13 protein-coding genes are annotated in these 13,034 nt (G+C 57.5%); 10 read left to right on the top strand and 3 right to left on the bottom strand.

The genetic code is table 11. From position 1 onward, the window contains the following. The first annotated feature begins 250 nt into the window (after positions 1–250). Positions 251–1,603: a dicarboxylate/amino acid:cation symporter gene (locus ATO67_RS22030; protein ID WP_067654008.1), complete on the top strand. Its 1,353-nt coding sequence runs from the start codon at positions 251–253 to the stop codon at positions 1,601–1,603. Between the two features lie 93 nt (positions 1,604–1,696). Here the strand turns inward: ATO67_RS22030 and ATO67_RS22025 are convergent, their stop codons facing one another. Then, positions 1,697–3,712: a methyl-accepting chemotaxis protein gene (locus ATO67_RS22025; RefSeq protein ID WP_067654006.1), complete on the bottom strand. Its 2,016-nt coding sequence runs from the start codon at positions 3,710–3,712 to the stop codon at positions 1,697–1,699. Positions 3,713–4,080: 368 nt separating this feature from the next. Between ATO67_RS22025 and rpmH the strand changes: the two genes are divergently transcribed. From rpmH to yihA, 4 genes are read left to right on the top strand one after another with little or no spacing between them, the layout of a single operon-like run. After that, on the top strand, positions 4,081–4,218 hold the full coding sequence (gene rpmH, locus ATO67_RS22020; RefSeq protein WP_042616368.1) for a 50S ribosomal protein L34: 138 nt from the start codon (positions 4,081–4,083) through the stop codon (positions 4,216–4,218). Between the two features lie 31 nt (positions 4,219–4,249). Continuing rightward, entirely contained in the window at positions 4,250–4,633 is a 384-nt protein-coding gene (rnpA, locus tag ATO67_RS22015) for a ribonuclease P protein component (protein WP_067654004.1), read from the top strand. Then, the gene (yidC, locus tag ATO67_RS22010; RefSeq protein WP_067654002.1) at positions 4,633–6,438 is read left to right on the top strand and encodes a membrane protein insertase YidC; all 1,806 of its coding nucleotides are present in this window, start codon (positions 4,633–4,635) and stop codon (positions 6,436–6,438) included. Before rnpA ends, yidC begins: the two co-directional genes overlap by 1 nt. Beyond that, a complete protein-coding gene (gene yihA / locus ATO67_RS22005; RefSeq protein ID WP_067654000.1) occupies positions 6,435–7,103 on the top strand; it encodes a ribosome biogenesis GTP-binding protein YihA/YsxC in 669 nt (222 codons plus the stop codon). The genes yidC and yihA overlap by 4 nt, the downstream gene beginning before the upstream one ends. Before the next feature lie 52 nt (positions 7,104–7,155). Here yihA and ATO67_RS22000 read toward each other — a convergent pair whose 3' ends face one another. Next, positions 7,156–7,533, bottom strand: a complete 378-nt coding sequence (locus ATO67_RS22000) for a hypothetical protein (protein ID WP_067653998.1) — start codon at positions 7,531–7,533, stop codon at positions 7,156–7,158. Positions 7,534–7,766: 233 nt separating this feature from the next. Between ATO67_RS22000 and argB the strand changes: the two genes are divergently transcribed. After that, positions 7,767–8,651: an acetylglutamate kinase gene (gene argB / locus ATO67_RS21995; protein ID WP_067654015.1), complete on the top strand. Its 885-nt coding sequence runs from the start codon at positions 7,767–7,769 to the stop codon at positions 8,649–8,651. 19 nt (positions 8,652–8,670) lie between these two features. Here the strand turns inward: argB and ATO67_RS21990 are convergent, their stop codons facing one another. Next, the gene (locus ATO67_RS21990) at positions 8,671–9,573 is read right to left on the bottom strand and encodes a DMT family transporter (RefSeq protein WP_067653995.1); all 903 of its coding nucleotides are present in this window, start codon (positions 9,571–9,573) and stop codon (positions 8,671–8,673) included. A 104-nt stretch (positions 9,574–9,677) separates the two neighbouring features. On the opposite strand from ATO67_RS21990, the gene ATO67_RS21985 reads away from it, so the two are divergent. From ATO67_RS21985 to cysK, 4 genes are all read left to right on the top strand, one after another. Further along, positions 9,678–10,397: a pyrimidine 5'-nucleotidase gene (locus ATO67_RS21985; RefSeq protein ID WP_067654013.1), complete on the top strand. Its 720-nt coding sequence runs from the start codon at positions 9,678–9,680 to the stop codon at positions 10,395–10,397. A 106-nt stretch (positions 10,398–10,503) separates the two neighbouring features. Further along, positions 10,504–11,106, top strand: a complete 603-nt coding sequence (locus ATO67_RS21980; RefSeq protein WP_067653993.1) for an EF-hand domain-containing protein — start codon at positions 10,504–10,506, stop codon at positions 11,104–11,106. 127 nt (positions 11,107–11,233) lie between these two features. After that, complete coding sequence (locus ATO67_RS21975) at positions 11,234–11,851, top strand: LysE family translocator (protein WP_067654010.1); 618 nt, start codon at positions 11,234–11,236, stop codon at positions 11,849–11,851. Between the two features lie 142 nt (positions 11,852–11,993). After that, positions 11,994–12,962 carry a cysteine synthase A gene (cysK, locus tag ATO67_RS21970; RefSeq protein ID WP_067653991.1) on the top strand — a complete coding sequence of 323 codons (969 nt, stop codon included), beginning with the start codon at positions 11,994–11,996 and terminating at the stop codon, positions 12,960–12,962. The last annotated feature ends 72 nt before the right edge of the window (positions 12,963–13,034 follow it).

Below are 13,034 nucleotides of genomic sequence, written 5' to 3'. Positions count from 1 at the left end.
AAACTTGTTCGTTGTCTTGCTCATGGTGACTCCACTTTCTCAGAAGTTGGAGCCTCCGGCAAACCCGGCGCGGTTCAAATTGCTTCACAAGTGAGCACCAAGTTTTGAAGTTAGAACGAATTTTCAGTCCAGCCCTTTCTCACGCAATCACATTCGTTGATATTTTAGGCAATTCGCTCGATACAGAAACCATCTCCTCATTGTCACATTAGACGGTCCGCACCGTCTTCTCGTTCTCACGGAATACAAAATGCCTGCTTCATCCACTACCCGGGCACATAAGCCCTTCTATACGTCTTTCGGCTTTCAAGTCTTCGCCGCCATGGTTGTCGGCCTCGTACTAGGCTACATTGCCCGGCAGATGGGGGCGTCCGAGGCTGGGCCAAACTGGCTGGTTCAGACGCTTTCCACCATTGGCACGATTTTCGTTCAGCTTCTGCGCGCGCTTGTGCCGCTGCTGATTTTCACGGCTATCGTGGCCAGCATCGCCAATCTGCGCGAGTTGAACAATGCGGCGCGGTTGGTGTGGCAGACACTGTTGTGGTTCGCGATTACGGCTTTGATTGCCGTTCTCATCGGCATCGCTCTTGGACTGCTGATCCAGCCGGGTGTCAATTCGGGTGTGGCAGCAACGGCGGCGGCGGCACCGTCCAGCACGGGTTCATGGCTCGATTTTCTGAAAGGATTGATCCCGGCCAACCTGCTTGGCCTTCAGGCATCCACCCGCATCAATGACACGGGCGCGACGACCTCGCTCAATTTCAACGTCTTGCAGATATTGGTGATTTCGATTGCCGTGGGTATCGCCGCCTTGCAGGTGGGTGAGAAAGCGGAGCCGTTCCTGTCCTTCAACCGCTCGCTGCTGGCGATCACGCGCAAGATTTTGTGGTGGGTGATCCGCCTGACGCCCATCGGCACGATTGGTCTTCTCGGCAATGCCGTTGCAGTCTATGGCTGGGAAGCACTTGCGTCCCTCGGCTGGTATTCCGCCGCGATCTATATCGGCCTCGCCATTGTGCTCTTCGTCGTCTACCCTATTATTCTTGCTGCCAATGGGCTGAACCCGATCCGCTTTTTTGCGGGTGCATGGCCAGCCATTCAGCTCGCGTTCGTGTCGCGCTCTTCGATTGGAACCCTGCCCGTCACAGAGCAGGTTACGGAGCGCAATCTGGGCGTACCGCGAGAATATGCGGCCTTTGCCGTGCCTCTGGGCGCCACCACCAAGATGGATGGTTGTGCTGCAATCTATCCGGCGATTTCCGCTATCTTCGTTGCGCAGTTCTATGGCCTGCCCTTGGGCATTCAGGAATATGTGCTGATCGTCTTCGTGTCCGTCCTCGGTTCCGCAGCAACGGCTGGCCTGACCGGTGCCACGGTCATGCTGACACTGACACTCTCGACGCTTGGCCTGCCTTTGCAGGGTGTCGGCCTATTGCTGGCGGTCGATCCGATCCTCGATATGGGCCGTACGGCAGTCAACGTCGCGGGCCAGGCATTGATCCCCACCATCGTTGCCAAGCGGCAGGGCATTCTCGATCAGGAAGCCTATGATCGGCAGGAAGGTATAGACGCGCTCGACCCCGTGATGGCGCCTGCCGAATAAGCTGGCGACACGTTATGCACCAAAAGAAAACCCCTCGTCTTGGCGAGGGGTTTTTCAGTTTCAGATTACGCATCGAAGCCGGATTTCCGAGTATCAGAATTCCTGCCATTCGTCACGGCTCTGGGCAACGGCTGCGTTACCGTTGAAGGCACGCGCTACATTTCCCATCATCTTGCGTGCGGGCGAGGCAACAGGTGCAGAGCGCAATGACATGGCAACGGGTCTGACTGAGGCAGGGGTGTAAGAGGTCTTGTCGTTGCCCAGGTGGAACCGGCCGACCAGCGAGACCAGATTTTCAGCCTCTCCGCTCAGCTTGTGTGTTGCCGCCGAGGTCTCCTCCACCATCGCCGCGTTGCGCTGGGTCACCTGATCCATCTGGTTGATGGCGGTGTTAACCTCATGCAAGCCGGTCGACTGCTCCTTTGCGGCTGTCGCGATGGAGTGGATGTGGTCGTTGATACCGAGAACACGGGTCTCGATCTCATCCAGCGCCTCACCGGTGCGCTGCACCAGTTTCACGCCATTACCGACTTCATCGCCCGACTTTGTGATGAGCGCCTTGATGTCCTTGGCCGCGTTGGCGGAACGCTGAGCAAGCTCGCGCACTTCCTGCGCTACAACGGCAAAGCCCTTGCCAGCTTCACCGGCACGCGCCGCTTCCACACCGGCATTCAGCGCCAGCAGGTTTGTCTGAAAAGCAATTTCATCGATGACGTTGATGATCTGGCTGATTTCACGCGATGCCTGCTCTATCCGGCCCATGGCCGACACGGCGTCACGCACCACCTTGGCAGACTCTGCGGTCTTCTCCTTGGTTTCGGATACCATCGTGCTGGCTTCTTGGGCGCGCTGGGTGGAGTTGCGCACCACGGCAGTGATCTCATCAAGAGCTGCGGAGGTTTCCTCCAGCGCGGCGGCCTGTTGCTCGGTGCGCTTGGACAGATCGTCTGCCGCGGAGCGCAACTCATTGGCATTGCCGCTGATGCTTTCCGTGCTGCCACGAACTTCGCTGATCGTACCCTTCAGCTTGGCGAATGTTTCGTTCACGTCTGATTGCAGCTGTGCAAAGACGCCGTGGAACGTACCATTCATCGTCTGCGTCAGGTCGCCATGGGCTAGGCTTCCAATGACGCGGCCTGTTTCCGTCACGCCACTATCGACGCTGGTCAGCAAGGCATTGATGTTCTGGGCGAAACGGTTGAGGTTTTCGTCACCGTAATCCTTGGTGATACGATGGCTGAAATCACCTTCGGCAGCAGCGCCGACAACCTCAGCCATGCCCGCCTGCAAGTCGTCGCTCTTGGCGCGCATGGCGGTTTCCTGCGCATTCATGCGTCGAACTTCCAGACCGTTGCGCTTCAATACCTCAACGGCTGCGGCCATTTCACCGATTTCGTCCTTGCGCTCCAGGCATGGAATTACTGTTTCGAAGTTGCCCTCGGCCACGGAGTTCATCGCCTCCGATACTTGAAGGATTGGTCCGCTGAGCTTGGAGCCGACGTATAGGCCAAATGCGGCACCTGCCACGACACCGCCCACCGTCACCAGTACGACGACCAGGAAGATCGTCTCGCTGAAGCTTTCGATGCCTGCCTTGATTGTTTGGAGTTCCGCCAGGTCGCCTTTGACGACTGCGTCTATCTCGGTCTGATAAGCTTTGCGGTTCTCGCGATTGGCCTCGTTGTTGCCCTGCGTATTGGCGTCCTGTGGGCTTACCTCACGGCCAAGACGTGCCGTTTCGGTGCGAAACGTGCGAAACTCTTCGAAGCGTTTTTCCAGATTGGTGAATTGCGCGGTCTGGCTGGCGGGTACATCCGGCTTCCATTGTTTGAGCAGAGTGTCCATATCGGTCAGGTTTTTGGCAAGACCATCGGCAAACTTGGCTGCGGCGGCAGTGTCTTTGGCAGCATATATGCCGCGCGATTCCATAACCACAGCGGTGACAAGACGGTTCAGTGTTTCACCGCTACGTGCCCGGTCGGCCACCGATTCCAGTGTCAGCGTCTGCTTATGGTATTCATTGACGGCAAAAATCGACAAGCCGCCAATCGTACATGCCACAAGGCTTAAAAGCCCCACCAGAAGATTAATTCTGCCCCGTATTCTCAACTGCCTACTCCCCCCAAACGCCCCTCTCACATAAATGTAAGAGGAAAGTCGAAATAATTGTTTATCCCCACAACATTTACCCATGCTCCGTTAAGAAAGAATTTCAGATTTTAATTCGTTGAATATCGGCCCAGTCGATTGAAGGTCACAACGGAAGAGCCGGGTTTGCTTCATGCAACCCGATTATACGATGTCGGACGATTGCCAGGGGAATGACCGTCAGCGATTGACTTTGCAGGCCGTAAGCCCTTATAAGCCCGCACGTTCGGGCATTTTGTGCTTGCGCAGGTTTCTGAACGCCAAAACGAAACGCTCTTGTCCCAAAAGGGGCAAAGTCAAGAAGGGCCGCACCCCGCGGTATTAAATAAATGTCTAAGCGTACTTTCCAGCCATCCAAGCTTGTTCGCAAGCGTCGTCATGGTTTCCGCTCCCGCATGGCAACTGCCGGCGGTCGCAAGGTTCTGGCCGCTCGCCGCACACGCGGCCGCGCCCGTCTCTCGGCTTAATCTGGCCGAAGCCCGATGAAAGTCGTGGCACATGACGCATGAGAAGAAAATACCCGGTCGGTTGAAAAACCGACCGGAGTTTCTTGCTGTCCAGGCAGGAGAAAAAAGGCGAGGCGGTACTTTCCTTATGGAAGTTCTGGATCGTCAAAAACCTGAAACCGAACCCAGGGTCGGCTTCACGGTTACCAAACGCCAAGGAAATGCGGTTGAACGCAACCGAATGCGCCGCCGTCTGAAGGAGGCCGTCAGGCTTTCGGCAGGGTTGGCAATGAAACCCGGACATGACTATGTGATTGTCGCCCGTAGGGACGTACTGAATACCGAATTTGCCGTACTGGAACACTTGCTCATAGAGCGGATCAAGGGACGAGCGAAATCCGGACGCTCCCGGGAGACCCGCTCCAGGAAAGAATGATGGAAAAAAACCGCAACTACTTTATCGCGATAGGCCTTTCGGTTGTCATCGTGCTTGCCTGGCAGTTCCTCTACATGAATCCGCGCATCGAGCAGCAGCGCCGCGCCGAAGAGACACGACAGGCGCAACAGGCGACGCAGCAGACAACGACGACGAATGCCGCGCCCGGCACCGCCACAGCACCGACCGGCACTCTGCCCGGCGCTACCGGCCAGCAGGCAGCAACGGTTTCGCGCGAGGAATCGCTGTCGAAATCACAGCGCGTCCAGATCGACACGAATGCGGTTCAAGGCTCCATCAGCCTGACGGGCGCGCGTCTGGATGACATCCGCCTCAAGGATTATCACGAGACGGTAGACGACTCGAGCCCGCTAATCACGCTGTTCTCACCCTCCGATACCCATGACGGTTATTTCACCGAGCTTGGTTATATCGCTGGCGAAGCGACCACCGGTTCGGCCCCGGGTCCTTCCACAGTCTGGACAGCCCCTGAAGGTGCGAAGCTGACTGAAACCACACCAGTCGTGCTGACCTTCACCAATGATGTCGGCGTGGTGTTCACACGCACGATCGCCATTGACGATCATTATATGATCACCGTCACCGACAAAATCGAGAACCCTGGCCAGACGCCTGTGTCTTTCTCGACCTATGGCCGCATCACCCGCAACAACAAGCCAACGACCCCTGCCGTCTTCGTCATTCATGAGGGCTTTCTGGGCGTCGCCGGTACGGATGCGGGCCTGACCGAAGATACCTACAAGAACATCGAGGAAAAGCCTGTTACCTTGCCAAAGGCAATGGGCGGCTGGCTCGGCATTACCGACAAGTACTGGGCAGCAGCCATCGTTCCTCCGCAGAACGTCGCGGTCGAAACGCGCTACTCGCACTTCACGGATGGTCAGGCACGTTATCAGGCCGATTACCGTAGTGATGCCATGACTTTGGCCCCAGGCCAGTCCATCGAACTGAAGAACCTCGTTTTCGCCGGTGCCAAGGAAGTTCCGCTGGTCGACCGTTACGAGACGCAATACAGCATTCCGAAGTTCGACCGCCTGATCGACTGGGGCTGGTTCTACTTCATCACCAAGCCGATGTTCAAACTGATGGATTTCTTCTTCCGTTATTTTGGCAACTTCGGCGTTGCGATCCTGCTGACCACCATCGTCGTCAAGCTTCTGTTCTTCCCGCTAGCTTCCAAGCAGTACGCTTCCATGGCCAACATGAAGCGCATGCAGCCGAAGATGGAGGAGCTGAAAGCCAAGCATGGCGATGACCGCATGGCCATGCAGCAGGCGATGATGGCGCTCTACAAGGAAGAGAAGATCAACCCTGTCGCCGGTTGCTGGCCGATGCTGTTGCAGATTCCCGTGTTCTTCGCACTCTACAAGGTCATCTATGTCACCATCGAAATGCGGCACGCGCCGTTCTTCGGCTGGATACACGACTTGTCTGCGCCGGACCCGACCTCGCTCTTCAACCTGTTCGGTCTTCTGCCTTACGATGTTCCGCACTTCCTGATGATCGGCGTCTGGCCTATCGTCATGGGCATCACCATGTTCATGCAGATGCGTATGAACCCGACGCCTCCAGATCCGACCCAGGCGATGATATTTACCTGGATGCCGCTGATCTTCACCTTCATGCTGGCGTCGTTCCCTGCGGGTCTCGTCATCTACTGGGCGTGGAACAACACCCTTTCGATCAGCCAACAGGCTGTGATCATGAAGCGCCACGGCGCCAAGATCGAGCTGTTTGACAACATCAAGGGATTGTTCAAACGAAAGCCGGTGGAAACCAAATGACCAGCGATATCAATGGCGGTGTACCGGTAACGGAAAAGCCGCTCTTCGGTCGGCCCTGGATTTTCATTCGTGGCGTTCCCGCCATGAAGTTCCTACCGCCCGAAGGACCGCCGGAGATTGCCTTCGCCGGACGTTCCAACGTCGGCAAGTCTTCGCTCATCAACGCGCTCGTCGGCCATAAGGGGCTGGCGCGCACGTCCAACACGCCGGGTCGTACGCAGGAACTCAACTACTTCGTTCCTGAGGGCTACTCCGGTGAAGCTGGCGATATGCCACCAATGGCGCTCGTTGACATGCCAGGTTACGGCTATGCAAAGGCTCCGAAGGACCATGTCGATGCCTGGACGAAGCTGGTGTTCGATTATCTGCGTGGCCGCGCGACCCTGAAGCGCGTCTACCTGCTGATCGACTCCCGCCACGGCATCAAGGCCAATGATGAGGACGTTCTGAAAATCCTCGATAAGGCGGCCATATCCTATCAGGTCGTGTTGACCAAAACCGACAAGATCAAGGATGTTGCCGTGCCCCGCCTCGTCAACGAGACGTTGGAGAAAATCCGAAAGCGTCCTGCTGCCTACCCTGAGGTTCTGGCAACATCATCAGAAAAATCCGCCGGGCTCGACCTTCTTCGCGCAGAGATTTGCAAGACCGTGGGTATTGTCTGAGATTGGTGAGGTGGCGGCGTCAGCCGCCTCCCGCCTTACCGGCTACAGCTACTCAAGCAACAGAGAACAGTAGAACTGCGGCCCAAAGTAGCGCCGCAGATGTGGTCAACCGCCAGAACCGAACCGAATTCCACACCGCTGACAAAATCTCGAACCGCCCATATATGCCGCGGTTGAGCCTGTCACCCTGCCTGCGCAGGGCATGATCGTTCGACGCATTCATGTAATAAGAGAAACTGCGATGCTCGCTCGCAGTCGTGTGGCCAAGGTTTTCCTGCCAGCGACGAACCATGGCCGCAAACTGCCGGTCCGTCTTCATGCGTTTGGCAAGCTCGGCATTCACATCGGCGCTCAGTGCTCCCAGCACGTATTCGCCCGCGAGTACCTCGTCTTTCAAACCGCTTCGCTTCTCCCGATCCGGCGAGGTCATTCGTCTTCGAACTCCTGGCTTTATGCGCGGCCGCCCCAACGGTCCGTCAGCAATCTATCGCCGACGCGCGCTAATCCCCGTGCCAAAGCTGGTCCGATTGTCCGCATATGTCAATCATATTGGCCGTCACCATGCGTTCACGTTCGAATTTTCTGCGGCTGATCGGCTCTCCGTTGTTTCTTCCGTCAAAAACTTGGGTTAAAAGCGCGGCAATCAACGACGAGGTTATTCCCATGACGTCTTCCGAAAGCGAAATGCAGGCCCGGCTTCTCGCACAGGCTTTGCCTTTCATGCAGAAATACGAGCACAAGACCATCGTCGTGAAATATGGCGGCCATGCCATGGGAGATAACAGTCTCGGCAAGGCTTTTGCAGAAGACATCGCCCTTCTCAAGCAGTCCGGCATCAATCCTATCGTCGTCCATGGCGGCGGTCCGCAGATCGGCGCGATGCTGAGCAGAATGGGTATCGAATCGAAATTCGAAGGTGGCCTGCGCGTTACCGACGCCAAGACCGTCGAGATTGTCGAAATGGTTCTGGCCGGTTCGATCAACAAGGAAATCGTTGCCCTCATCAACCAGACCGGCGAATGGGCCATCGGCCTGTGCGGCAAGGATGGCAACATGGTCTTTGCCGAAAAAGCCAAGAAGACCGTGATCGATCCCGACAGCAATATCGAGCGCGTTCTCGATCTTGGTTTTGTCGGCGAAGTGGTGGAAGTCGACCGCACGCTGCTTGACCTGCTGGCCAAGTCCGAAATGATCCCGGTCATCGCACCGGTGGCCCCGGGCCGGGATGGCGCGACCTACAACATCAATGCCGACACCTTTGCCGGCGCCATCGCCGGTGCGCTGCATGCCAGTCGCCTGCTGTTCCTGACCGACGTCGAGGGCGTTCTGGACAAGAACAAGGAACTGATCAAGGAACTCACGGTGTCGCAGGCCCGTGCGCTGATCAAGGACGGCACGATTTCCGGCGGCATGATCCCGAAGGTCGAGACCTGCATCGAAGCCATCAAGGCGGGCGTTCAGGGCGTCGTCATTCTCAATGGCAAGACACCACATTCCGTTCTGCTGGAAATATTCACCGAAGGCGCAGGCACACTCATCGTTCCCTGATCTTGGCCGGAACGCGCTTTTACCAGAACAGCAATCCCAGGATGCCGCTGACGATCAGCAGGCATCCTGCAAGCTCCATGGCGTTGACCCGTTCGCGAAACAGGAACCACGACGCCATGAAGGTGAAGACCAGCTCAATCTGGCCGAGTGCGCGCACATAGGCCACCTGCTGCAGCGTCATGGCCGTGAACCAGCCCGCCGACCCCAATACCCCGGCGATGCCGACAAGGGCCGATGAGCGCCATGTCACGAGAACCTGCACGATCTCGCGCTTGTCTTTCCAGAACATCCACACCAGCATGAACGCCGTTTGAAACGTGGTGACGCAGGCAAGCGTCACCGCTGCCGACATGACGGGCCCTGCTCCGTGCAGCGACAGCGACGCGCTTCGGTAGGCCACCGCCGAGATGCCGAAAATGCCGCCCGAGGCGATGCCGATCAAGGCCGTGCGGCTGGTCATTGCTGTGATGGTATTGCGCCACGAGAGCGGCAGACGTGCCATGGAGATGACCATCACGCCGATGACGCCAACGATGATCGCGCCGACAGCACCCGGCGTCAGCTTTTCGCCCAATATGACGAAGCCGAACAGTGCGGCCTGGACCGGCTCCGTCTTTGAGTAGGCCGTGCCGACGGCGAAGTTGCGCAGCGAAAACAGATACACCAGCATCATGGTGGCGAAGATTTGCGCAAGCCCGCCTACCACCGCCCATATGAAAAAGCCGGTACTGAAGGTTGGAAAAATCTGCTCCGCACCGAAGCGCAGAAACATCACATAGGCGATGGCAATCGGGAAGCCGTAACCGAAGCGCACGAAGCTCGCCCCACGCGTGCCGAGCGAGCCCTGCAAATGTTTCTGCAAGGCCGAGCGCAGGTTCTGCATGAAGGCAGCGGCGATGGTGATGGGTATCCAGAGTTCCATACTCCATGATTATCACGCGTCAGCTTGACGCCCCAAGGTCGGAAAGCGGCAGGAACGTCGCCTTTTCGATTTTCTTTGCAGCGATGACAGGGCATAAGAGGGCCATGAGCACGAAACCGAAAAATGAACCAAACCCCGCCGAATTTACCCATGTTACCGAATGGGTGTTCGATCTCGACAACACGCTTTACCCCCATGAGGTGAACCTGTTTTCGCAGATCGACAAAAACATGACGGCCTATGTTGCCGAGTTGCTGCAACTGGAACCGGACGAAGCGCGCAAGCTTCAAAAGCAGTATTACCACGAGCATGGCACCACGCTTCAGGGCCTGATGATCCATTACGGCATCGACCCCAATGCCTTTCTGGAGCGGGCGCATGCCATCGATTATTCCGCTCTGCTGCCCAACCCGGAACTGGGCGAAGCCATCAAGGCTTTGCCGGGACGCAAATTCATTCTGACCAATGGCAGCGTGCCGCATGCGCAGGCCGCCGCTGGTGCACTGGGTATACTCGACCATTTCGAAGACATCTTCGACATCGTCGCCGCCGATTATCTGCCCAAGCCGGCCAGTGCGACCTATGAGAAATTCGCAGCCCTTGCCAAGCTCGACACGACCAAGGCGGCGATGTTCGAGGATTTGCCGCGCAACCTCACCGCGCCGAAGGCTCTGGGCATGAAGACGGTGCTGCTGGTGCCGCGCAATCTCGAAGGCATCATCATGGAGCGCTGGGAAATTCCGGCGTTGAGCGACGATCACATCGATTTCATCACCGACGATCTGACCGGTTTTCTAAAGGAGTTGACCGTCAGGGCTGGCTGAACCGGCAGGTTACCGATTTGTCATCCACATTGCTGATGTTTAACTGGTTAAGGTGCCAAGAGGGCACTACCTTTCAATCAGGGACAGCATTTGAAAGGTACAGACCATGACAATTCGAAAATTTGCGCTGACAGCTCTTGGCGCAGCACTGGTGCTCAGCACCACAGCACCCATGTCGATGGCGGCACCCCGCGGCCCCGGCCGAGACGGCCCGCCCATGCGCCCTGAACTGGCCTATGTCTATCTGCTGAAGACGGCCGATACCAACAAGGACGGCAAGGTTTCCAAGGAAGAGTTCGCAGCCCGCCAGGATGCACTGTTCACCGAGATCGACGCCAACAAGGACGGCTCGATCACGCCGAAGGAAATGCGTGATTTCCGCAGAGCCAAGATGGAAGCGTTCCGCGCCGCCAACCCACGCCCTGATCGCGCCAATGCGGACGGCAAGGACGGCAAAAAAGGCGGCCCCGAACAGGCGGACCGTGACGGCAAGCGCCATGAAGGCCGCAAGTCCGAAGGTGGTAAGGGTGGCAAAGGCGGCCACGGTGGCCGGGTGAACGCGATGTTCTCCATGGTCGACGCCGATGGCAACGGCCAGATCAGCAAGGCCGAATTTACCGCTGCTGGCGAGAAAATGTTCACACGCCTCGACAAGAACAATGACGGCGTCATCAGCATCGACGACATGCCGGACCGTCCGTTCCTGTAATCTCGCTTTCGATCCTGAGACCAGCAAGGCCCGCCTCACGGCGGGCTTTGTGCATTCGGACGTTTCCGCTTTTCAACATCCTTCCTCATGGTATATCGATGCCTGGAGATTTCAGAAGGACTTGATCGTGAGCATCGCCACCCTCCTCGCCTATGCCACCGCTCTCTTCATTGCCGCAGCCATTCCCGGCCCCGGCATGACGGCCATTGTTGCCCGGGCGCTGGGGTCTGGCTTTCGCGAAACCTTCTTCATGGGCCTGGGGCTGGCGCTCGGCGACATGGTCTATCTGACCGCCGTCATTCTCGGTCTCGCCTTTCTGGCGCAGGCATTTCAGGAAGCCTTCATGGTTCTGAAAATCGCCGGTGCCGCCTATCTCCTCTACATCGCATGGAAGCTCTGGACGGCTGGCCTGTTGCCGCAGAATCTGCAGGCAAAAAAGAGCACCAGCATCGCCATGTCGTTTCTATCAGGCCTGCTCATCACACTCGGCAACCCCAAGACCATGCTGTTTTACGTGGCGCTGGTGCCGACGCTGATCGACATTCGCACCATCGGCAGCAGCGAATATGTGGTTCTGCTGGCGGTTACCTTTACCGTGCTGATGGCGGTTCTGCTTCCCTATATCCTGCTCGCTTCCAAGGCCCGGCTGCTGCTGAAGCGCCCCAGCGCGCTCACCATTCTCAACCGCACCGCCGCCGGTATCCTGGCCGCCACGGCTGCGATGATCGCCACCCGCGCGACGTGACGTCATCATTTCGATAAATGCTGCATTTTGAGAACGATATACCAGAGACTGCGCTACATACGCATTCTCGTTCTCTAGCGTCATCAGACCATTCCTCCTATTCTGCGCAAAATTCCAAAGCATTGCACAATGGGAGCATGTCATGTCTGAAGCCAGAAAACCGGGACGCGGGCGTATCTATTCCTCGATTACCGAGACGATCGGCGATACGCCGCTGGTGCGCCTCGACAAGCTGGCGAATGAAAAAGGCGTCAAGGCTACTCTTTTGGCGAAGCTTGAGTTCTTCAACCCTATAGCCTCTGTAAAAGACCGTATTGGCGTCGCCATGATCGAGGCGCTGGAAGCGCAGGGCAAGATCACGCCCGGCAAAACGACCCTGATCGAGCCGACATCCGGCAATACCGGCATCGCTCTCGCCTTTGCCGCCGCCGCCAAGGGTTACAAGCTGATCCTGACCATGCCCGAAACCATGTCCATCGAGCGCCGCAAGATGCTGGCGCTGCTGGGCGCGGAACTGGTTCTGACCGAAGGTCCCAAGGGCATGAAGGGTGCCATAGCAAGGGCGCACGAACTGGCGGCAACATTGCCTGATGCCATCATTCCCCAGCAATTCGAAAACCCGGCCAATCCTGACATCCACCGCAAGACGACCGCCGAGGAAATCTGGAACGACACCAATGGCGCCGTCGATATCTTCGTTTCCGGCATCGGCACGGGCGGCACGATCACCGGGGTCGGCCAGGTGCTGAAATCCCGCAAGCCCGAGGTCAAGGTGGTGGCCGTCGAGCCAGCCGACAGCCCGGTTCTCTCGGGCGGCACCCCCGGCCCGCACAAAATCCAGGGCATCGGCGCAGGCTTTACACCCAGCGTTCTCGATACGAAAATCTACGACGAAATCATCACCGTCACCAATGAAGACGCGTTTGAGACCGCCCGCCTCGTCGCCCGCCTCGAAGGTGTGCCCGTCGGCATTTCTTCCGGTGCGGCACTCGCCGCCGCCATCAAGATCGGCGCGCGGGATGAAAATGCGGGCAAGACCATTGTGGTGATCATTCCCTCCTTTGCGGAGCGGTATCTTTCGACGGCGCTGTTTGAGGGCTTGGGGTTATAAGGTCTAATATTGGTAGCAGCATTATCCAGCGGTAAAACGATACATATTTGACGCAGGGGCAAGCTCGCCCCC

The organism is Agrobacterium bohemicum (assembly GCF_001562555.1).
GTDB classification, from domain to species: domain Bacteria; phylum Pseudomonadota; class Alphaproteobacteria; order Rhizobiales; family Rhizobiaceae; genus Agrobacterium; species Agrobacterium bohemicum.
This window is presented reverse-complemented; position numbering and strand designations above follow the sequence as displayed.

Coding starts and splice junctions, on each gene's coding strand:
- ATO67_RS21985 (WP_067654013.1), top strand. CDS start 9,678: ATGAGCACGAAACCGAAAAATGAACCAAACCCCGCCGAATTTACCCAT.
- ATO67_RS21990 (WP_067653995.1), bottom strand. CDS start 9,573: ATGGAACTCTGGATACCCATCACCATCGCCGCTGCCTTCATGCAGAAC.
- cysK (WP_067653991.1), top strand. CDS start 11,994: ATGTCTGAAGCCAGAAAACCGGGACGCGGGCGTATCTATTCCTCGATT.
- ATO67_RS22030 (WP_067654008.1), top strand. CDS start 251: ATGCCTGCTTCATCCACTACCCGGGCACATAAGCCCTTCTATACGTCT.
- argB (WP_067654015.1), top strand. CDS start 7,767: ATGACGTCTTCCGAAAGCGAAATGCAGGCCCGGCTTCTCGCACAGGCT.
- ATO67_RS21980 (WP_067653993.1), top strand. CDS start 10,504: ATGACAATTCGAAAATTTGCGCTGACAGCTCTTGGCGCAGCACTGGTG.
- yihA (WP_067654000.1), top strand. CDS start 6,435: ATGACCAGCGATATCAATGGCGGTGTACCGGTAACGGAAAAGCCGCTC.
- rpmH (WP_042616368.1), top strand. CDS start 4,081: ATGTCTAAGCGTACTTTCCAGCCATCCAAGCTTGTTCGCAAGCGTCGT.
- ATO67_RS22000 (WP_067653998.1), bottom strand. CDS start 7,533: ATGACCTCGCCGGATCGGGAGAAGCGAAGCGGTTTGAAAGACGAGGTA.
- yidC (WP_067654002.1), top strand. CDS start 4,633: ATGGAAAAAAACCGCAACTACTTTATCGCGATAGGCCTTTCGGTTGTC.
- rnpA (WP_067654004.1), top strand. CDS start 4,250: ATGACGCATGAGAAGAAAATACCCGGTCGGTTGAAAAACCGACCGGAG.